The organism is Paenibacillus cisolokensis (assembly GCF_018403665.1).
Classification (GTDB): Bacteria; Bacillota; Bacilli; order Paenibacillales; family Paenibacillaceae; genus Paenibacillus_AH; species Paenibacillus_AH cisolokensis.
This window is the reverse complement of record NZ_BOVJ01000023.1, coordinates 24300-44976: the sequence shown is the minus strand read 5'-3', so window position 1 is coordinate 44976 and position 20677 is coordinate 24300. Positions and strand designations below refer to the sequence as shown.

Here is a 20677-nt window from a genome sequence, read left to right as displayed (position 1 = left end):
GCGATTGTTTTGAAAAACTGAAAAACGGCGGTGATAGACTCTTTTTGCAGAGGTGTGAAAACGGTTTCTGTCCAGGGGAATCGGCCGGCAAAGAGTGATTGCGATGAACGGAAAGCCCTGAATCGGTACGCCCTAAATCGGTACAATGAAAAAAAGGGAGGCCTGGCCATGAAAAAATGAAAGTGCTTTCAACCGTTTGCTCGTATTGATGTTTGTTGTGACGGCTTGCAACAGCGGCTCCGGCGGCGGCAATGGCGGCGAGACCGGCAAGACGCCGCCGGCCGATCAAGCAGGCACGGACGCGGCGCCCGGGGAGGAGGATGAGGCAGAGGAGCTGCCGGCCGCACTCGATCTTGGCGGCCGCACGATCCGCATCGCGGCCTGGTGGGACGCTAAGCCGAAGGGGGAGACGGCAGGCGAGAAGGCGAGCCTGGAAAAGATGGCCGAGCTTGAGCAGAAATACAACTTCAAGTTCGAGTTTCTGAACATCCCGTTTGGAGAATACATGGACAAATTCACGACGACCGTCCTTGCCGGCGAGCCTTTTGCCGACGTGCTCATCATGGAATACAAGCGCGCGATCGTCCCGGCAATACAAGGCCAGGTGCTTCCGCTGAGCGAATTCACGACGGAGTCAAGCGACATCAACAACGAGCAGAAGCTTGTCATCAAGCTGCCTCCGCTTGCCGGCGGCGAATATTCCTTCAATTCGCCGGGCGTATCGGTCGTCGGCATGCATTATAACCGCGAATTGTTCAGGAAGCTGGGCCTTCCGGATCTCCAGGAGCTTTACAACAACGGCGAATGGACTTGGGAGAAGTTCCTGGAAATTGCCAAGGAAGCGACGCGCGACACGGACAATGACGGCAAGATCGACGTTTACGGTTACGCCGGCTGGGCGGCGGACATGGCCCGCCATTTTGCCGCGGCGAACGGCGTGGCGTTCGTCGACGCTTCCACGATGGAGGATACGTCCGCCGACCCGAGGATGATCGAGGCGCTCGAATTCGTGAGCCGCATCTTTAACGTGGAAAATGTCGTCAAGGTGAAATCGGGCAACAAAATGGACTGGAACGAAACGAACACGTTCAAAGACGGCGACGTAGCCATGTCCGTTCAATACGACTGGAACATCGGCGATCTCACCTTCGAGGTCGGCGTCGTGCCGATCCCGGCCGGACCGCAGGGCAATCCGGAATTTACATATGCGAACACGGCGATCAACGGCTGGTTTATTCCGAAAGGCGTAAAAGATCCGCAAGCCGTATACCAGATCTTCGAAGCGATGCGCGATGTGCCGCCGACCGAAGAATATTTGGGCCAGGATTGGCTGGAGTCCCGCTACAAGACCGAGGCCGACATCCAAATGGCGCTGGAGCATATTAACGGTACGGGCATTACATTTGTCGAAGAAGGGATTCCGGACTATCCGTTCTTCAAGATTATGGACGATATTATCGTGAACAACCAATCCGTAACCGCAACGGTGGAAAAATACAAGGCGGAAGCGCAGGCGGCATTGGACAAAATCCGCCAATAAGCCGGTTGCGGGCAACGAATAGCGGAAATGAACGGGTGTAACGGGAATAAGGGGTGTCTGCGCCTATCAGCGCCCCTTTTTGTTATCCAAAACTACATAACAAAAAACCAGCGATATGCGGAATGTGTTTTGTTTGGCGGTACCAACGCATAGGGGGGAGACATTGAGAAGGGGAGCACGAATGAGAAAAGCGGCGATGGCGGCCATGAGCGTCCTGCTCGCGTTCGGTCTGCTGGGAACCGCCTTTCTGGTGTCGGCCAAAAGCGATTCGGGCGCTTCTGGCGAGGAAACCGCAGCGGATTTCGAGGGCGACCGGCTGTTCCGGACCATGCATAACCGCCAAAACTACTCCGATTATTTGTCATTATACGAAAGCGCCGCCCTGCCCAACCGGGAAATCGTGGTGCGAGCCTCCGATTATACCCGTATCGAAGGCGACGTCTTCGAACCGTTGGACGGCTTCGAAGGGATGGACGGCATTTCTTTGAAGACAGGCGAGCAGGGCAGCGTCGAGTGGACCGTCGATGTTCCGGAAGCCGGACTGTACCATATGTCGATCCTGTACTATCCGATCGAAGGGAAGAGCTCTAGCATCGAGCGCTCGCTGCTCATCGACGGCGAAATCCCGTTCGAGGAGGCGGCTTACCTGCAATTCGACCGCGTGTGGGATAACGAATCGGACGTGGTCAAGCAAGACAACCGCGGCAACGACCTTCGCCCGCAGCAAGTCGAGAAGCCCGAGTGGCGCGAGGCGATGTTCAAAGATTACGAAGGTTATTACGAGGAGCCGTTTCAGTTTTACTTCTCGGCGGGCAGCCACAAGATCGCGCTCGTCTCGCAACGGGAGCCGATGGCGATTCGCGAGCTCAAGCTGTTCCAATACGAAGCGCCCGTTCCGTACGCGGAAATGGCCAAGCGCTATCAAGCGGAAGGCTGGAAGGAAACCGAAGGTACGCTGATTACGGTTCAGGCCGAGGACGCGTCGGCCAAATCGTCGCCGACCTTGTATCCGCAGACCGAGCGGAGCAGTCCGGCCGTCGAGCCTTACAGCCCGTCGATGACGAGAGTGAATACGATCGGCGGGTACAACTGGCGCATTCCGGGGCAGTGGATCGAATGGGAGATCGACGTGCCGGAAACCGGACTGTACAAGATCGGCTTCAACGTACAGCAAAACTTCGTGCGGGGCACGTTTTCCACGCGCCGGCTGACGATCGACGGCAAGGTGCCGTTCAAGGAGATGGAGCGCGTGCCGTTCAAATTCAAGAGCGGTTACCGTCTGGACGTGATGGGCGGCAAGGAACCCTATCTGTTCAAGCTCGAGAAGGGCAAGCGCACGCTGCGGCTGGAAGTCAGCCTCGGCGAGTTCGCGCCGCTGATCCGGGAAGTCGAAGAAAGTCTGTTCAACCTGAACGCGATGTACCGCAAAATTTTGATGATTACCGGCGCCGCGCCGGATCAGCTTCGCGATTACCGCGTGGAAGTCCAGATACCGGATCTGCTGGACACGTTCGCGGCCGAAAGCGAGCGGTTGAAAACCGTGGGCAAGGAGCTGCGCAGATTGGCGGGAAGCAGCGGCGATTCGGAAGCGCTCCTGAAGACGATGGCCGAGCAGCTGGACGAAATGATCGAGGAGCCGCATACGATTCCGAGACGACTGTCCGCCTTCAAGACGAACACCGGCGGACTGGGCACGTGGCTGCTCAAGGCGCGGGAGATGCCGCTGGAAATCGACGCGATTTACGTCGCGTCTCCCGGTCAGAAGCTGCCGAAAGGCCGTACGGGCTTCTTCGCCGAACTGAGGCACGAAATGGCCACGTTCGTCCACTCCTTCCTGATCGATTACAACCAGATCGGCAACACGCCCGAAGGGGACGGGGGACGGTCGATCACGGTCTGGATCGGCAGCGGACGGGATCAGGCGAACACGCTGAAAGCGATGATCGACGAAACGTTCACCCCGGAAACGGGAATCAACGTCAATTTGAAGCTGGTGCAGATGCAAACGCTGCTGCCCGCGACGCTGGCGGGCCAGGGACCGGACATCGCGATGCAGATCGGCAACGACATCCCGGTCAATTACGCCATGCGGAATGCGGTGGCGGATCTGACCCAATTCGCCGACTTCGAGGAAGTGGCCGGCCGGTTCCGGCCGAGCGCGCTGGTGCCGTATACGTACCAGAACGGCGTCTACGCGTTGCCCGAAACGCAGACGTTCAACATGCTGTTTTACCGCAAGGATGTGCTTGACGAGCTCGGGTTGGCGATTCCGGAAACGTGGGACGATGTGGCCAACCTTTTGGCCGTGCTGAACAAGAACCATATGGAATTCGGGCTGCCGCTCGTTCTTCAGCCGTCGTATCCCGGGGAGAACATTCCGCCCAATTCCGCCTACGCCATGCTGCTGATGCAGAACGGCGGACAGTTCTACCGCAATGACGGCAAGGAATCCGACCTGGACTCGCGAATCGCTATCGAGACGTTCAAGATGTGGACGGAGTTTTATACGGATTACAAGCTGGAGCGGGAATTCGACTTCCCGAACCGCTTCCGCACCGGCCAGATGCCCATCGGCATTGCCGATTACACGACGTACAACCAGCTGTCCGTATTCGCACCCGAAATTCGCGGTCTGTGGGGCTTCGTTCCGGTGCCGGGCACGAAGCAGCCGGACGGCAGCATCCGGCGCGACGTGCCGAGCGGCGGCAGCGGTACGATTATGCTGCAGAAAGCCAGGGACAAGGAAGCGGGATGGCAGTTTATGAAATGGTGGACCAGCGAAGAGACGCAAACGAAGTTCGGCCGGGAGATGGAAAGCTTGATGGGCGCCGCGGCGCGTTACCCGACCGCAAACAGGAAAGCGCTGGACCGTCTGCCGTGGCCGGTGGCCGATTACGAAAATCTGAAGGCGCAGTTCGAGTGGGTGCGCGGGATTCCGGAGGTGCCTGGCGGCTACTTCACCGGCCGTCATCTGTTGAACGCCTTCTACCAGGTCGTCGTCAACGCCAAGACCGAGCCGCGGGAAGCGATTGTCGACTATGTGCAGTACATCCAGGAAGAAATCCGCTCGAAACGCAAAGAGTTCGGTCTGCCTGAATAAGGGGAGGGAATCGTATGTCCGACGTCACTTTGCAGGAACCGTATCCGGACGTCCCGACCGGGAGACCCTCGATCCGGCCTGAGTCCTGGTGGTCCGTCAAGCGGCAGGCTATCAAAGCGCACAAGCATGCCTACATTCTTATGGCGCCTTATATGCTGCTCTTCGGGATGTTTACGGTATTGCCCGTCATCATGTCCATCGTCATCAGCTTCACGTATTTCAATATGCTGGAATTTCCGAAATTTATCGGGTGGCAGAACTATTCCAAGCTGTTTCTGGAAGACGACATTTTCCTCATCGCAGTCAAGAACACCTTGCTGTTCGCGGCGATTACGGGGCCGCTCAGCTATTTGGCCTGCTTCATCTTCGCCTGGATCATCAACGACTTGCGTCCGAAGCTTCGCGCCTTCATGACGCTGGTGTTCTATGCGCCCTCGATCTCCGGCAACGTCTATTTCATCTGGCTGATGATTTTCTCCGGCGATCGGTACGGCATCGCGAACGGATTGCTGATCAACTGGGGAATCATTCTCGAGCCGATTCAATGGTTGAAGACGGAAGCCTACATTTTGGCCATTATCATTCTTGTGCAGCTGTGGCTCAGTCTCGGCACCGGCTTCCTGGCCTTTATCGCCGGGCTGCAGACCGTAAACAAGACGTTGTACGAGGCCGGCGCCGTAGACGGCGTCAAGAACCGGTGGCAGGAATTGTGGTTCATTACGCTGCCGTCGATGAAACCGCAGCTCATGTTCGGCGCGGTCATTCAGCTGACGAGCTCGTTCGCGGTGGCCGACGTCTCGATTTACCTGGCCGGTTTCCCGAGCGTCAACTATGCGGCCGAGACGATCGTCACACATCTGATGGACTTCGGCACGATCCGTTTCGAGATGGGTTTCGCCTCGGCGATCGCGACGGTGCTGTTCATGCTGATGGTCGGCACGAACCTGATCGTCCAACGACTTCTCCGGAGGGTGGGGGAATGAGCGCATGAATTTCACTATCCAACTGCGGAAGAAACGCGTCAACCGCTCCTTTGCGGGCAGCTTCATGCTGTTTGCGTTTCTGGCGGTCGCCGGCGCCTTCATGGCGCTGCCGCTCGTGTATGCGATCAACGCCGCGTTCAAGCCGCTGGATGAAATCTTTTTGTTCCCGCCGACGCTGTTCGTCCGCAATCCGACGATGTCCAACTTCGTGGACTTGATTGCGCTGCTCGGCAACTCCTGGGTACCGTTCTCGCGCTACATTTTCAATACCGTATTCATTACCGGCATGGGCGTTGCGGGGCACGTTATTCTCGCTTCGGCGGCGGCGTACCCGCTGGCGAAGTTCAACTTCCCGGGCAAGACGCTCCTGTTCACGACGGTCGTCCTGTCGCTCATGTTCACACCGCAAGTGACCGCGATCCCGAACTACATGATCATGTCGTGGATCGGTTTTATCGATACGTATTGGGCGGTTATCGTACCGGCGTTCGCTTTTCCGCTGGGACTTTATCTGATGAAGCAGTTTATGGAGCAAATTCCCGATGCGCTCATCGAAGCGGCGAAAATCGACGGCGCCTCCGAGTACCGGATTTTCTGGCAAATCATCATGCCGAATGTCAAGCCGGCGTGGATGACGCTGATCATTCTGTTGTTTCAGCTGTTATGGGGTACGGACGGCAACGGCTTCATTTACAGCGAGCAGTTGAAGACGCTTCACTACGCCTCGAGCCAGATCATTCAGGGCGGGATCGCCCGGGCGGGCGTCGGCGCCGCAGTGGCGCTTATTCTGATGAGCGTGCCGATTACGCTGTTCGTCTTCTCGCAAAGCCGCATCATCGAAACGATGGCCACATCCGGCCTGAAAGATTAAGGGGGGGGCGACCGTGAGATGAAAAAATGCTTCTCATGCTGGCGGGCCTGTCCCTTGCCGCGGCGACGGCTGTTCCGGCAGTATTCGCGGCGGCGCCTTACGAGGCGTATACCTACAACTATTACCGGGATGCCGTCCCGCTGCCGGCCCCGTTTCTGCCGGAGCGGTCCGTTTCGGGCCTCGATCTGGGAACGGGGGATTTCAAGTCTCCGAACGATATGTTCGTGACAGAAGACGGCTATGTCTATGTTCTGGACAGCGGCAACAAGCGCATTATCGTCACGGACGACGAGTGGAACGTGATCCGGGTCATCTCGGCGTTCGACAACGCCGGCCGGGAGGATACGTTCAACAATCCGGGCGGCCTCTTCGTGACCGAAAGCAAGGAAATCTACGTCGCAGATACCGATAACGGCCGCATCGTCGTGTTGACGAACGAGGGGGAGCTGATCAGAATCGTGTCCGATCCCCAATCCGATATTCTCCCGTCCGGTTTCAAATTCGCACCTGTCAAGATCACCGTCGACAGAGCGAACCGGATTTTCGCCGTCGCACGCGGCGTGTTCGAGGGTTTGATGCAATTCGACGACAAAGGCGGCTTTATCGGCTACGTCGGCACGATTCATGTAACCCAGAGCTTCGCGGACAGGTTATGGCTGCGACTGGCGACGGACGAGCAGCGCAAGCGGATGCAGCTGTACATTCCGACCGAGTTCGCGAGCGTCGATATCGATCACAAAGGGTTCGTGTACGCCACGAACATCGATGTGAATTCGACCGCGACGATCAAACGTCTCAATCCTTCGGGCCAGGATGTCATCAAACGGTTCGGCTATTACCCGAACATGGGGGACATCCGGTTCCGGAGCTTCGGCAATAACGCGGGCCCCTCCCGGCTGACCGACATCAAGGTGATCGGCGGCGGCATGTATACGGTGCTGGATTCGTTCCGCGGCCGTCTGTTTACGTACAACGACGAGGGCGAGCTCCTTTACGCCTTCGGCGGCAAAGGGACGCAGCTCGGCCTGTTCAATACGCCGGTCGCGGTGGAGCGCATCGGCAGCAAGCTCGCCGTATTGGACCGCGGCAAGAACAACATCATCGTGTTCCGGCCGACCTTGTTCGGAAGCGCCGTCCACCAGGCGACAACGCTTCATTACAACGGCCGTGACGCCGAAGCGGTCGAGCTCTGGAAAGAGGTTCTTCGCCTGAATTCCAACTATGACATCGCGTATCTGGGCATCGGCAAATCGCTGCTCATGGAGAAGAAAAACAAAGAAGCGATGGAGTACTTCAAGCTCGGCATGCAGCGCAAATATTATTCGGTGGCGTACAAACGATACCGGAGGGAAGTGATGCAAGAGCATTTCGGCACGATGATGACCTTGCTGACGGTGCTTGCGGTTGCGCTCTTCTCGTTCCGATTCGTCAAGAGATGGAGAATGAGGAGGACGGTGAATCGTGAAGTTGGAACATTATAAATTTCCGTTTCATGTCATCCTGCATCCGTTCGACGGATTCTGGGACATGAAGTACGAGGGCAAAGGTAAAGTCGGAATTGCGATGATCATTCTGTCTTTGCTCGTATTGAGCGTCATTGTGCAGCGCCAATTCTCGGGGTTTCTCGTGAACTTCAACGATCCGCGTTACTTGAACAGCCTGGACGATATGCAATTTACCGTTCTTCCGTTCTTTCTCTTCTGCATCGCGAACTGGTCGATTACGACGCTCATGGAAGGGGAGGGGAAGTTCGGGGAAATCATCATGGCGACCGGATATGCGCTACTGCCGATCGTAATCGTCAACCTGCCGCTCACCTTCGTCAGCCGGTTCATGACCATGGAAGAGACGCCTTTCTATTATTTGATCAACAGCTTCGCGGCGATCTGGTTCTGCTTCCTGCTGTTCGTCGGCATTATGACGGTGCATCAGTATACCCCGGCCCGCACCTTGATTACGCTCGGACTGACCGTCGTGGCCATGGGCATCGTCGTATTTCTGGCGTCGCTTGCGTTCAGCATGACGATGCAAATTTACTATTTCATCGCCAACATCTACCGCGAACTGATATTCCGGATGTAAAGGAGGCCGCCCCCATTGCGAAAACGGACCAAATGGTATGCGGCGCTGGCCTGCAGTCTGGTCGTCTGCGTCTCGGCTCTGTCGATATACGCGGCGAATCGAGGCGTGCCTGCCATTCAGCCGGATTCATACGTCCATGGAACTTTGGAGCCCGTTCGGACGACGGAGCTTTCGTTTCTGAGCGGCAGCGCCGATGCCGTTCCGGGGATGAAGCTTGCGGCGCGAACCGATGCGCTCGAGCTGTACTTCCACCCGGAGACGACGGAGTTCGCCGTATTGAACAGACGAAGCGGCAAAGTATGGCGAAGCAACCCCGCTGACCGGGACGAAGACGGCAAGGCGTCGCCTTTCGAGAAGGAAGTGCTGGCGTCCCAGCTTTCCGTCACGTTCCGGGACGGGATGGGGCGGATCGGCACGTTCGCGAATTTCTCGCAGAGCATCAGCCGCGGCCAGTTTCAGGCGGAATCTATCGAGAACGGAATCCGCATCACGTACACGCTCGGCGACATGTCGCTCGGCATCGACGCTTTGCCGCGGCTGATCAGCAAGAAGCGGATGGAGGAGAAGGTGCTCAGCCGGCTGGATGAGGCGAAGGCGCAATATGTAAGCAACCGGTATTATCCGCTCGAATCGAATCCGGACGTTCTGGAGCGGCTGGATCAGGCGGTCTCCAGAGAGCTTGTGCTGAAGCGGATGATCGAAGCGTTTCAGGAAGCCGGTTATACGGAGGACGATCTCGCGTACGACAACGAAGAGAACGGCATTGCAGGCGACGCTGCCGCGGATCGGCCGAACTTCACCATTCCTCTGGAAATCCGTCTGGACGGCGATTCGCTGCTCGTATCCGTTCCGGTCGGCCAGGTGCGGGAAAGCGACGGATACCGGATTCGCATGCTGGAGCTGCTCGGATTTTCGGCGCGGCCGGCACGGAAGAGAAGGGCTACATGCTCGTTCCGGACGGTACCGGCAGCCTGATTCATCTGAACAACGGCAAGACGAACCAGGAGGTGTACGCCCAACGGCTGTACGGCGAGGACGAGAACGACAACAGCGGCCGCCGCGGTCAAATTACCGAAAGCGCCAGACTGCCGGTATTCGGATTGAAATCGGGAGACGAGGCGTGGTACGCGGTCATCGAAGAAGGCGACGGCATCGCGAGCGTCAACGCCGACATCAGCGGCCGCAACAACTCCTACAACCATGTCTACGCCGGCTTCGCGATTCGCGGCGAGGACGAATACGAATTGTATAAAGGCACCAGCATCGAGGAGATACAACTGCTCACCGAAGCGCGCTACGAAGGCGACATCAAGGTGCGCTACAGCTTCCTGTCCGGCGAAGACGCGGATTATTCCGGTATGGCGAAGCATTACCGGGGATTACTGGAGCGGCGGGGCGTGCTGAAGCCGCTGTCGGCGCAGGGCGATATGCCGTTTTTCCTGAGCGTGCTGGGAGCCGTCGACAAGCGGAAGACGTTCCTCGGCGTCCCGTACAAGGGCATGATTGCGATGACTTCGTTCGATGCGGCCGGCGCCATCGCCGACCGGCTGCAGGCGGACGGCGTCGCCAATATTCGGATGCGCTATCTCGGCTGGTTCAATGAAGGCTTGAATCACGAGACGCCGGACAAGGTGAAGGTCGACAGCATATTGGGCGGCAAGGCGGACCTCGAATCGCTGGCCGGCAAGCTGGCGGCGATGGGCGGCAAGCTGTACCCGGATGTCGCGTTCCAGCGCGTGTATCAGGATGAAGGCCGTTTCACGCCGGCTTCCGACGCCGCGCGTTTTGTAACCCGCGAAGAGGCGCTTCGCGCGCCGTTCAACCGGTCGCTGAATTACATGGACCGCGAACTGGGTTCCTATTACCTGCTGTCGCCGGCGAAGCTGCCTTATTATGTCGACCGCTTTCTCCGGGAGTATGCAACGGTCGGCAACGACGCCGTCGCGCTCCGCGATCTCGGCGATCTTCTGCATTCCGATTACCGCGTGAACCGCGTCATCTTCCGTGAAACCGCAAAGAACGTCGTCACGGAACAGCTGGGCAAGATCCGGGACCATTACCCGGACCTTCTGATCGCCGGCGGCAACGCGTACGCGCTTGCTTACGCCGATCAGCTTGTGAACGTGCCGACTTCCACCAGCCTGTTCAACATTACGGACGAAGCGGTGCCGTTCTATCAGATGGTCGTTCACGGCTACGCCGATTATGCCGGACAGCCGGTCAATCTCGATGACGAGCAGGATGTGCGCACGCACCTGCTCCGCGCCGTCGAGCTTGGCGCGGCGCCGCATTTCCTGTGGTCGGAAGAGCCGTCGTCGAAACTGAAATTTACGCCATACGACACGATGTTCTCCATCCAGTACGCATCCTGGTACGACCGGGCGGTGGAGATGTACCGGGAAGTGAACGAAGCGCTGTCCGGCTTGCGCACCGTAAAAATGTCGGCGCATATCCGCCACGCGGAAGGCGTCGTGGAGACGAAATACGAGAACGGCGCTTCCGTCATCGTCAATTATACGGACAAAGCGGTTACCGTCGGCGGAACGCGAGTCGGTCCCCGAGACTTCGAGGTGGGAGGTGGGAGCCCATGATGCTGAGAAGATGGACGTTAACGCAAAAGAGGGCGTTGCTCGGCTTTTCCTTTATCCTGCCGTGGCTGATCGGATTCGTCTTCTTGTTCGCGGTGCCGCTGATCCAGTCGATCAGCTTCAGCTTCAACGAACTGAAAGTCGCGCCCGGCGGATACGAATTGCAGTTTGCGGGTTTTCGGAACTTTAAAGAAGCGCTGTTTGTCGACGCGAATTTTAACCGGATTCTGACCGAATCGGTGACGGATATGGCCTGGAACGTCCCGCTCATCCTGTTCTTCAGCCTGTTCTCGGCGGCGATGCTGAATCAGAAATTCAAGGGAAGGGCGTTAGCCCGGGCCGTCTTCTTCCTCCCGGTCATTCTGGCTTCCGGCGCCATCTCGGCCGCGGAGACATCCGGTCTGATCAGCTTGACCGGCAGCTCGGAAGTGGCCAAGGAACTCGGCGAGACGCAAAGCGGATTCGACACGCTTTCTTTTATCTTGCTGCTCGACAGCGCCGGCATGCCGGAATGGTTCATCCAGTATCTCGTGGATGCCGTTATGCGCATTTATGAAATCATCCGCAGCTCCGGCGTGCAGATTCTGATCTTCCTGGCGGCGCTTCAGTCGGTTCCGCCGGCGATGTACGAAGTGGCCAAGATGGAGGGCGCGACCGCTTACGAGGCGTTTTGGAAAATTACGTTTCCGATGGTGAGTCCGCTCATCCTGACCAATGTCATCTATACGATCATCGACTCGTTCGCGGACAGTCCGGTTACGCAAAAGATCTACGAGACGGCGTTCCGGTCGCAAAATTTCGGGCTCAGCGCGGCGATGTCGTGGCTGTACACGCTCGTCGTCGCCGTCATTCTCGTCGTCATCGGCGTGCTGATTTCGCGGAAAGTGTTTTATTATAACTGAGGCCGAGCGGGAGGAGGGATGGGCATATGGAAAATACGGCGAAAATCGCGCGGAACGAAGCGATGGTGTACCGGTTGCAGCGGACGAAGAACAAGTCGCTCGAATGGCTGTGGATGCTGTCGCTCTACGTTCTCGTCATCGGCATTTCGTTCGTCATTCTTTATCCGCTATTCAGCCGGATTTCGATGGCGTTCAAAGATCCCGTCGATATTTATAACCCTACGATTTATATGGTGCCGATTCATTTTACGCTGGATAACGTCAAGCTGGCGATGAAGGTGCTGGACTATTGGCCGATGCTCGGCAATACGCTTCTGTTCGCCGCCGTGATGACGCTGCTGCAGGCCGCCTCCTGCGCGCTTGCCGGCTACGGATTCGCCAGATTTTCGTTTCCGGGCAGCAACATTCTGTTCACATGCGTCGTGCTGACGATTCTGATCCCGATGAGCACGCTGATGGTGCCGATGTATCTGCATTTTCGCAATCTGGATTTTATGGGGCTGATCAAGCTGTTTACCGGTCGCGACGGCGTCAATTTGCTGAATACGTACTGGCCTTCCATGATTACGTCGGCGACGGCCAACGGGCTGAAATCCGGCTTGTACATCTATATTTTCCGCCAGTTCTTCCGCGGTCTTCCGAAGGAGATCGAGGAAGCGGCGGTCATCGACGGCGCGGGGGGCTATTCGGCGTTTTCCGGATCATGCTGCCAAACGCGGTTCCGGCGCTGATGACCGTGATGTTGTTCGCTTTCGTATGGCAATACAACGATACGTTCTACGCTTCTCTTTTCATGAGCGAAAGCGCGCTCATGTCGGTCAAGATCGCTTCTTTGCCGGCCGACGCGAACCAATACCTGCCTGCCTTGCTTGGGATCGGCACGAACGCGGATGTGAAGGCGGACCCGAATCACGTGGCGATGATCGTCGATACGGGCATATTGCTGGCGATCGCGCCGCTCATCGCGATGTACTTGTTCGTGCAGCGTTATTTTGTCGAAAGCGTGGAGCGCACGGGCGTCGTAGGCTGACCGTCCGATCGGAACCGCCCGACGGAAGGGAGAACCGCCGGAACTTTCTATATACGGAATATACGGAACGAGACCATAAGGGAGGCCGCAATGGCAGATCGCATATTGATGAAAGGCATGACGTGGGGCTGGAACTCCCGGCGGGGCGACTACCGGACGCCGCAAGCCGTCGATTCGTTAACGAAATTGAAGGAGAACGGCTGCGAGTGGGTAGCATTGTCGTTCGATACGTTGCAGGATCACGTGCATTCCACCAGTATTCCTTTCGATTACGGCTATACGGTGACGGACCGCGATCTGGAATTTGCGATCCGGGAGGCGAAGCGGCTCGGGCTCAAGGTATGTCTGAAGCCGGTCGTCAACTCGCGCGACGGCATTTGGCGGGCGCATATCGGGTTTCCCGAGGAAGAGAGCCCGAAGTATCCGTACTGGGACCGCTGGTTCGAATCCTATACGAACTTCCTTGTCCATTACGCGGAACTTGCAGAGGAACTCGGGTGCGAGATGTTCTGTGTCGGCTGCGAGATGGTCAGGACGGAATCGCAGACGACGCGCTGGACGAAGACGATCGCCCGCGTACGCGGGACGTATGCGGGGCCGATCGTATACAACGCGAATCACGGCACCGAAGAAGGGGTCGAGTGGTTCGACCAGGTGGATTATATCGGCACGAGCGCTTATTACCCGGTCGGCGCCGTACCGGGCGATACCGAAGAGAATATGATCGCCCGCTGGCTTCCCGTCCGCGAGAAGCTGGAACGGCTGCATCGGAAATACGGCAAGCCGGTCCTCTTTATGGAGATCGGATGCAGAAGCGCCGCGGGCTGCGCCACGATGCCCTGGGATTTCCGGCATACGGAACTGCCTGTCAGCGAAGAGGAGCAAGCGAACTTTTACAGCTCCGCCTTGAAAGTATTCTGGCATGAACCGTGGTTCGGCGGCTTCTTCTGGTGGGATTGGAGCGTCAAGCTGTACGGCATCGAAGCGGCGAAGCAGAACAAAGGGTTCGACGTATACGGCAAGAAAGCGGGACAACTGCTGAAGGAGTGGTATACGACCAAATAAGCGAATCATGCAGGACCGGGTCGTAAAGATGATCCGGTCTTTTCCTTTATGGTAAAATCGAGGAGAGAGTTATGGGGAAGCGCAAGCGGTTATTGGCGCAACGCGTTGAACATATGGAAGATTGCGGAAGGAGGCCCATGACGGGTGAAGGAACGGCTCATTCAGGAAGCGATCGAAGCGCGCAAGCGGGCGTACGCCCCCTATTCCGGGTTCCAGGTCGGCGCGGCGGTGATGGCGGACGGCAAGGTGTACCGGGGCTGCAACGTCGAGAATGCCTCTTACGGACTGACCAACTGCGCGGAACGGACGGCCGTCTTCAAGGCGGTGTCCGAAGGGGCGCGCCGGATCGAGGCGGTCGCCGTCGTGGCGGACACGGAAGGTCCGGTCTCGCCGTGCGGCGCGTGCCGGCAGGTGCTGGCCGAATTTTGCGATAGCGAGACGGTCGTTTATTTGGCGAATATTCGCGGAGAAGCGGAGGAATGGACGATCGGACGGCTGCTTCCTGGCGCTTTCCGCGCGGCGGATATGGGTGGGTGACGGAGAGCCGGCCGGCTGCGAGCGCGACAGGTGCGGCAGGCGCGACGGGCGTGACAGGCGCGACGGCGTGACAGATGCGATAGGCGCGACAGGTGCGGCGGGTGAGAATGCAAACGGAAAGGAAGCGTGAAAATGGCAGATCAGACAGACAGAGCAGATCAAGCAACGTTCAAACGGGTACATCTCATCGTCATGGATTCGGTCGGCATCGGGGAGGCGCCGGATGCGGCCGAATTCGACGATGTCGGCGCCGATACGCTCGGCCACATCGCCCGCGAAACAGGCGGGCTTCATATGCCGAATATGGCGAAGCTCGGACTTTCCAACATCCGGCCGATTCCGGGGGTGCCGCAGGCGGAACGTCCGCTCGCTTATTATACGGAGATGCATGAAGCGTCGCGGGGCAAAGATACGATGACCGGCCATTGGGAAATTATGGGGTTGTACATCGACAAGCCGTTCCGCGTCTTCCCGGACGGATTCCCGGACGAGCTGATCAAGCGAATCGAGAAGAAAACCGGCCGCAAAGTAATCGGCAACAAGCCGGCCAGCGGCACCGAAATTATCGCCGAGCTCGGAGAGGAGCATCTGAAGACCGGCGCCTTGATCGTGTACACCTCCGCCGATTCGGTACTGCAGATTGCCGCCCACGAAGAGGTCGTGCCGCTTGACGAGCTTTACGCGATATGCCGGTTTTGCCGCGACATTACGCTCGACGAGCCGTACATGCTCGGCCGCATTATCGCCCGCCCGTTCGTCGGCGAACCGGGCAACTTCGTGCGTACGGCCAATCGTCACGACTATGCGCTGAAGCCGTTCGGGCGGACGGTCATGAACGAGCTGAAGGATGCGGGGTACGACGTCATCGCCCTCGGCAAAATTTCCGACATCTACGATGGCGAAGGCGTTACGAAGGCGGTCCGCACCGCATCCAACATGGACGGGATGGATAAGCTGGCGCGGACGCTGGACGAACCGTTCACCGGGCTCAGCTTCATCAATCTCGTCGACTTCGATGCGCTGTACGGGCACCGGCGCGATCCGCAAGGCTACGGGCAAGCGCTGGAGCAATTCGACGCGCGGCTGCCGGAAGTATTCGCCAAGCTGACCGCCGACGATCTGCTCATTATCACGGCCGATCACGGCAACGATCCGACGTTCAAAGGAACGGACCATACGCGTGAGCGCGTGCCGCTGCTCGTCTATTCGCCGCGTTTTGCGGACGGCGGTCGGCAGCTTCCGATTCGCGAGACGTTCGCCGATGTCGGCGCGACGGTGGCCGACAATTTCGGCGTGGCGATGCCGAAGCACGGGACCAGTTTTTTGGCGGAATTGCGGTAACGATTCGAAAGAGGGAGGGAACGGTATGAGCGTACACATCGGCGCGAAGCCCGGCGACATCGCCGAAACGATTCTGCTGCCGGGAGATCCGCTGCGGGCCAGACATATCGCCGAAACGTATTTGCAGAATGTTCAATGCTACAACGAAGTGCGCGGAATGTACGGCTATACGGGGACATTCCGGGGCAAGCGCGTGTCCGTGCAGGGAACGGGGATGGGCATTCCGTCAATCGGCATCTACGTTCACGAGCTTATTGCCGAATACGGGGTCCGGCAGCTGATCCGCGTCGGCACATGCGGCGCCATGCAGCAGCATGTCAAGGTGCGGGACATTATACTCGCCCAGGCGGCCTGCACCGATTCGGGTATGAACCGCCATATTTTCGGAGGCTTCGATTATGCGCCGATCGCCAGTTTTCCGCTGCTGCTGGCCGCTTACGAGCGCTGCAGGGCGAAAGGGCTGAACCCGCATGTCGGGAATGTGCTGACGACGGATACGTTCTACCGGGACGACAAGACCGCCGTCCAGAAGCTGATGGCGTACGGCGTGCTCGGCGTCGAGATGGAAACGACCGCCCTGTACACGATCGCCGCGAAGCATGGCGCCAGCGCGCTGACGATTCTGACCGTCAGCGATCATTTGCTGACCGGCGAAGAGACGACGGCGGAGGAGCGGCAGACGACGTTTCACGACATGATGGAAGTGGCGCTGGAAACGGCGATTTCGTTGTAAAAGGAGAGATCCGGCGATGCGGATGGTGGATTTGATCGCGAAGAAACGGGACGGATTGGAGCTGACGACGGACGAAATCCGGTTCATGATCGATGGATATACGAAAGGCGATATTCCCGATTATCAGATGAGCGCCATGGCGATGGCGATTTTTTCCGGGACATGAGCGAGCGGGAGCGGGCCGACTTGACGATGGCGATGGTTCATTCCGGGGAGACGGTCGATCTGTCGGCGATCGAAGGGGTCAAGGTCGACAAGCATTCCACCGGGGGAGTCGGCGATACGACGACGCTGGTGCTGGCTCCGCTCGTCGCTTCGCTCGGCGTTCCGGTGGCGAAGATGTCCGGCCGCGGGCTTGGCCATACCGGCGGCACGATCGACAAGCTGGAATCGATCTCAGGCTTCCATACGGATATCGGCAAGGAGGAGTTCGTCCGGCTGGTCAATCGGCATCGCATCGCCGTCATCGGCCAGACCGGCAATTTGACGCCGGCCGACAAGATGCTGTATGCCCTGCGCGACGTAACGGCGACCGTCGAATCGATACCGCTCATCGCCAGCTCGATCATGAGCAAGAAGATCGCCGCCGGCGCCGACGCCATCGTGCTTGACGTGAAGACCGGCGCGGGCGCGTTCATGAAGACGGCCGCGGAGGCCGAAGCGCTCGCCCGCGCCATGGTCGGCATCGGCAACAAGCTCGGCCGCAAGACGATGGCCGTCATTTCCGATATGAGCCAGCCGCTCGGCTTTGCGATCGGCAATGCATTGGAAGTGCGGGAGGCGATCGAGACGCTGCAGGGGCGGGGGCCGAAAGATCTGGTGGAGCTGTGCCTGGCGCTCGGCAGCCAGATGGTCTATCTGGCGGGCAAGGCGGCATCGCTGGAGGAGGCGGAGGCGAAGCTGAAGGAAGCGCTCGCCGCGGGCAAGGCGCTGGAGAAATTCAAGACGTTCGTCGCCAACCAGGGCGGCGATCCCGCCGTCGCCGACGATCCGGACAGGCTGCCGCAGGCCGCTTACCGGATCGAGGTGCCGGCGCGGGAAGACGGCGTCGTCGCCGCGATGGCCGCCGACGACATCGGCCATGCGGCGATGCTGCTCGGCGCCGGCCGGGCGACGAAGGAGTCGCAGATCGATCTGGCTGTCGGGCTGGTGCTGAACAAGAAGGTCGGCGATCCGGTCCGTGCGGGTGAATCGCTCGTGACGATTCACGCGAACCGGGAAGCGGTGGACGAGGTGAAGGACAAGCTGTACGCCAGCATCCGGATTGCCGGCCAGGCCGAGGCGCCGGCGCTCATACGCGGCATCGTGACGGAATGAGGGCGGCGCCGCCCTCAAACCCAGCGGATGAGCCGCAGCACGCAAACGAGGCAAATCGGGATGAACGTAACGTTTTTGACCAAATAGATGGCGGCATTTCGAGCGGACGGAAGATGCAGCCCTTCCATGGGCAAGTTGTGCAGCACCGCGTCTCGGCCCACCCGAACACCACGAAGGCATTCAGTACGAGCGAGGGGAGCATCGAACAGCCTCCTTCGGAATGAAATTATTTTAGGGATTAAATATTTAGATTTTCGAGATATATGGACATGAGGATTCTGCTTCTGCCGCTTCGGCGCCATAGCATAATATATGATATACGCCGGGGAAATTGGCCGCGCTTGCGGGGCTGTCTTCCGGAGCGGCGACAACCGTCATCGATCGTCTGGAAAATCCGGGTTCGTCCGTCGGGAGCCGGTTCCGCAGGACCGCCGCAAAACGATTCTGTAAGCCGACAAGGAGAAGCGGAGATCGTGCCGCTGATGGCTTCGTTCCGGGCCGCGACGGGCCAGCTTTTCTCCGAATATAGTCCGGAGGAGACGGTCATGCTGGCGGACTTTCTGGTGAAATGTACGGGCGTTTTTCAGGCGGAAGCGAAAAATTGAGGGAAGGGACGGCGGAATAGAACAAGGTTTGCGGCATGACGGAGCCGTTTGCCGGAATTTTAGCAGGAAAGGATAAAAGGGAATGGAAATTCCTTCGCTCGAAATTATGCTTCTGCTTGCCGCGGTCGGATTTGCGGCCGCCTTCGTCGATTCGGTCGTCGGCGGGGGAGGACTCCTCACGGTGCCTGCGCTGCTGATGACCGGACTTCCGCCCAGCATGGCGCTCGGAACGAACAAATTCGCAGGGACGCTCTGCTCGTTCACGAGCACCGCGGCCTTTCTCGCGTCCGGCAAAATCGACATCAGGCCGGTGCTCGCGCTGTTCCCGCTGTCCTTCGCCGGCTCGGTGCTCGGCACGTATACGGTGCATCTGATCCCGTCGGCATTTATGCGGCCGCTGGTCGTCGGGATGCTGGCGGTCATTTTGATTTATACGGTGCTGAAGAAAAGCTGGAGCGGAGCCGGCCGCGTCGTCAGGCTTTCCCCGATGCGCCGGACGCTGGTCGGCGCCGGCGCTTTCGTCATCGGGTTTTACGACGGCTTCTTCGGCCCCGGTACCGGATCCTTTCTGCTGTTTATGTTTTTGCTGATCGGCTACGATTTCGTCGCGGCGTCGGGCAATGCGAAGGTGCTCAACTTCGCAAGCAATATCGCCAGCCTGGCCACCTTCCTCCTGTTCGGCACCGTTCACTTCGGCTACGGCTTGCCGCTCGGGCTCGCCATGATCGCCGGCGCCTATGTCGGCTCCCGGTTCGCCATTCGCAGAGGCGCATCCTATGTCAGGCCGCTGTTTATCGCCGTCACGGCGCTGCTTGTCGGCAAGCAGCTGTGGGATTTGCTGTAGAGCGGTATAAAGGAGAAAACGGAATAACGGCGTAAACTAATATGCCATATCGAACCCAAATGGGTATACCGGAACATGTTGCCGATGGAACCGTCCTGCATCACAAATGGGTATACCGGAACATCTTGTCGATGGAACCGCCCTGCATATTGATGCGAATGGAGTTCGCGATCAACTGGGACATGGACAGGACGCGGAATTTGTCCGGATATTCGGAATGCTCGATCGTATCGGTAATGACTACTTCCCGGATGTTGGGATGGTTCAGCTTCTCGATGCCGTTATCGGAGAAGAGGCCGTGCGTCGCGCAAATATAGGCGTCGTGGGCGCCGCGGTTCTTGAGCGCCTGGACGACGTTGACGATCGTGCTGCCCGTGTCGATCATATCCTCGATAATAATCGGCGTACGGCCTGCGACTTCGCCGATGATGTGGGTGATCTTGGACTGGTTGTGGGCCGGCCGGTTCTTGATCATGATCGCGAACGGCGCGTCCAGATGATTGGCCAGCTTCTCGGCCGTCGAAGCCCGTCCGGCGTCGGGAGATACGACGACCGGGTTGTCGATATTTTTGCTGCGCAAATATTCGATGATCAGATCGAGCGCCGTCAGATGATCGACCGGAATATTGAAGAAGCCCTGGATCGGGTCGGCATGCAGATCGACGGTAATGAGCCGGTTCGCGCCGACCCTGGTCATCACATCGGCCATCAGTTTGGCGGAAATCGGCTCGCGCGGCGCCGTTTTGCGCTCTTGCCGGGCATAGCCGTAATAAGGCACGACGAGATTGATCGTTTTGGCCGAAGCCCGTTTGGCCGCATCGATCATGACCAGCAGTTCGACCAGATGCTCATTGACCGGGTGAGACATCGACTGGACGATAAAAACGTGGCAGGACCGGATCGACTCCTGGTACGAAACGTGAACTTCCCCGCTTTCGAAGCGGGATATGGCCACGTTGCCAAGCGGAAGCTGCAGCTCTTCGCATATTTTCTCGGCCAGCGGCCGGTTGGACAGGCCTGCGAATATTTTGACTTTATGACTGCTAAACATAGCCGCCTCCCGATAACTTGAATGTTAGAATGCCGGACGATATCGGCACGGTGCGCATCATTGCATTGCCTCCATTATACACCAAATC

The 20677-nt window shown here is 58.3% G+C and carries 15 protein-coding genes and 3 pseudogenes; 16 read left to right on the top strand and 2 right to left on the bottom strand.

Annotated elements, in window-relative coordinates; all coding sequences use genetic code 11:
• Positions 1-196 precede the first annotated feature (196 nt).
• The 14 genes and pseudogenes from PACILC2_RS03560 (at position 197) to PACILC2_RS03495 (ending at position 18089) form a co-directional block, all read left to right on the top strand.
• Positions 197-1540: an ABC transporter substrate-binding protein gene (locus PACILC2_RS03560; RefSeq protein ID WP_244863204.1), complete on the top strand. Its 1344-nt coding sequence runs from the start codon at positions 197-199 to the stop codon at positions 1538-1540.
• A gap of 181 nt (positions 1541-1721) precedes the next feature.
• On the top strand, positions 1722-4640 hold the full coding sequence (locus PACILC2_RS03555) for an extracellular solute-binding protein (RefSeq protein WP_213527538.1): 2919 nt from the start codon (positions 1722-1724) through the stop codon (positions 4638-4640).
• Positions 4641-4654: 14 nt separating this feature from the next.
• Positions 4655-5623, top strand: coding sequence for a carbohydrate ABC transporter permease (locus tag PACILC2_RS03550; RefSeq protein ID WP_213527536.1), 969 nt, complete (start codon positions 4655-4657; stop codon positions 5621-5623).
• 4 nt (positions 5624-5627) lie between these two features.
• Complete coding sequence (locus PACILC2_RS03545) at positions 5628-6494, top strand: carbohydrate ABC transporter permease (protein ID WP_062490684.1); 867 nt, start codon at positions 5628-5630, stop codon at positions 6492-6494.
• Between the two features lie 26 nt (positions 6495-6520).
• Complete coding sequence (locus PACILC2_RS03540) at positions 6521-7975, top strand: NHL repeat-containing protein (protein WP_213527535.1); 1455 nt, start codon at positions 6521-6523, stop codon at positions 7973-7975.
• The gene (locus tag PACILC2_RS03535; RefSeq protein WP_213527533.1) at positions 7956-8576 is read left to right on the top strand and encodes a Yip1 family protein; all 621 of its coding nucleotides are present in this window, start codon (positions 7956-7958) and stop codon (positions 8574-8576) included. The genes PACILC2_RS03540 and PACILC2_RS03535 overlap by 20 nt, the downstream gene beginning before the upstream one ends.
• Before the next feature lie 207 nt (positions 8577-8783).
• A pseudogene (locus PACILC2_RS26280) lies at positions 8784-11167 on the top strand (DUF5696 domain-containing protein).
• Positions 11167-12066 carry a carbohydrate ABC transporter permease gene (locus PACILC2_RS03525; RefSeq protein WP_062496501.1) on the top strand — a complete coding sequence of 300 codons (900 nt, stop codon included), beginning with the start codon at positions 11167-11169 and terminating at the stop codon, positions 12064-12066. Before PACILC2_RS26280 ends, PACILC2_RS03525 begins: the two are co-directional and overlap by 1 nt.
• Positions 12067-12128: 62 nt before the next feature.
• Positions 12129-13096 (top strand): annotated as a pseudogene (locus PACILC2_RS03520) (carbohydrate ABC transporter permease).
• A gap of 90 nt (positions 13097-13186) precedes the next feature.
• Positions 13187-14161, top strand: a complete 975-nt coding sequence (locus tag PACILC2_RS03515; RefSeq protein WP_244863201.1) for a glycoside hydrolase family 113 — start codon at positions 13187-13189, stop codon at positions 14159-14161.
• Between the two features lie 144 nt (positions 14162-14305).
• Positions 14306-14698, top strand: a complete 393-nt coding sequence (locus tag PACILC2_RS03510; protein ID WP_213527531.1) for a cytidine deaminase — start codon at positions 14306-14308, stop codon at positions 14696-14698.
• A gap of 132 nt (positions 14699-14830) precedes the next feature.
• Positions 14831-16039, top strand: coding sequence for a phosphopentomutase (gene deoB, locus PACILC2_RS03505; RefSeq protein WP_213527529.1), 1209 nt, complete (start codon positions 14831-14833; stop codon positions 16037-16039).
• Between the two features lie 25 nt (positions 16040-16064).
• Positions 16065-16772 (top strand): purine-nucleoside phosphorylase, encoded by a 708-nt coding sequence (gene deoD / locus PACILC2_RS03500; protein ID WP_062490691.1) that lies wholly within the window; start codon positions 16065-16067, stop codon positions 16770-16772.
• A gap of 16 nt (positions 16773-16788) precedes the next feature.
• A pseudogene (locus PACILC2_RS03495) lies at positions 16789-18089 on the top strand (pyrimidine-nucleoside phosphorylase).
• A gap of 14 nt (positions 18090-18103) precedes the next feature.
• Here the strand turns inward: PACILC2_RS03495 and PACILC2_RS27805 are convergent.
• The gene (locus tag PACILC2_RS27805; protein ID WP_280515265.1) at positions 18104-18235 is read right to left on the bottom strand and encodes a hypothetical protein; all 132 of its coding nucleotides are present in this window, start codon (positions 18233-18235) and stop codon (positions 18104-18106) included.
• 195 nt (positions 18236-18430) lie between these two features.
• Here PACILC2_RS27805 and PACILC2_RS03490 point away from each other — a divergent pair, with 195 nt between their 5' ends.
• Positions 18431-18694: a hypothetical protein gene (locus PACILC2_RS03490; protein ID WP_213527527.1), complete on the top strand. Its 264-nt coding sequence runs from the start codon at positions 18431-18433 to the stop codon at positions 18692-18694.
• Between the two features lie 82 nt (positions 18695-18776).
• Complete coding sequence (locus tag PACILC2_RS03485) at positions 18777-19538, top strand: TSUP family transporter (RefSeq protein WP_062490696.1); 762 nt, start codon at positions 18777-18779, stop codon at positions 19536-19538.
• 100 nt (positions 19539-19638) lie between these two features.
• Here the strand turns inward: PACILC2_RS03485 and PACILC2_RS03480 are convergent, their stop codons facing one another.
• A complete protein-coding gene (locus PACILC2_RS03480; RefSeq protein WP_062490699.1) occupies positions 19639-20589 on the bottom strand; it encodes a ribose-phosphate diphosphokinase in 951 nt (316 codons plus the stop codon).
• Positions 20590-20677: the final 88 nt, after the last annotated feature.

What these genes read in the sequence shown, in the direction of transcription:
- PACILC2_RS03555 (WP_213527538.1), top strand. Translation starts at nt 1,722, where the DNA reads ATGAGAAAAGCGGCGATGGCGGCCATGAGCGTCCTGCTCGCGTTCGGT.
- PACILC2_RS03550 (WP_213527536.1), top strand. Translation starts at nt 4,655, where the DNA reads ATGTCCGACGTCACTTTGCAGGAACCGTATCCGGACGTCCCGACCGGG.
- PACILC2_RS03545 (WP_062490684.1), top strand. Translation starts at nt 5,628, where the DNA reads ATGAATTTCACTATCCAACTGCGGAAGAAACGCGTCAACCGCTCCTTT.
- PACILC2_RS03540 (WP_213527535.1), top strand. Translation starts at nt 6,521, where the DNA reads ATGCTTCTCATGCTGGCGGGCCTGTCCCTTGCCGCGGCGACGGCTGTT.
- PACILC2_RS03525 (WP_062496501.1), top strand. Translation starts at nt 11,167, where the DNA reads ATGCTGAGAAGATGGACGTTAACGCAAAAGAGGGCGTTGCTCGGCTTT.
- PACILC2_RS03515 (WP_244863201.1), top strand. Translation starts at nt 13,187, where the DNA reads ATGGCAGATCGCATATTGATGAAAGGCATGACGTGGGGCTGGAACTCC.
- deoB (WP_213527529.1), top strand. Translation starts at nt 14,831, where the DNA reads ATGGCAGATCAGACAGACAGAGCAGATCAAGCAACGTTCAAACGGGTA.
- deoD (WP_062490691.1), top strand. Translation starts at nt 16,065, where the DNA reads ATGAGCGTACACATCGGCGCGAAGCCCGGCGACATCGCCGAAACGATT.
- PACILC2_RS03485 (WP_062490696.1), top strand. Translation starts at nt 18,777, where the DNA reads ATGGAAATTCCTTCGCTCGAAATTATGCTTCTGCTTGCCGCGGTCGGA.
- PACILC2_RS03480 (WP_062490699.1), bottom strand. Translation starts at nt 20,589, where the DNA reads ATGTTTAGCAGTCATAAAGTCAAAATATTCGCAGGCCTGTCCAACCGG.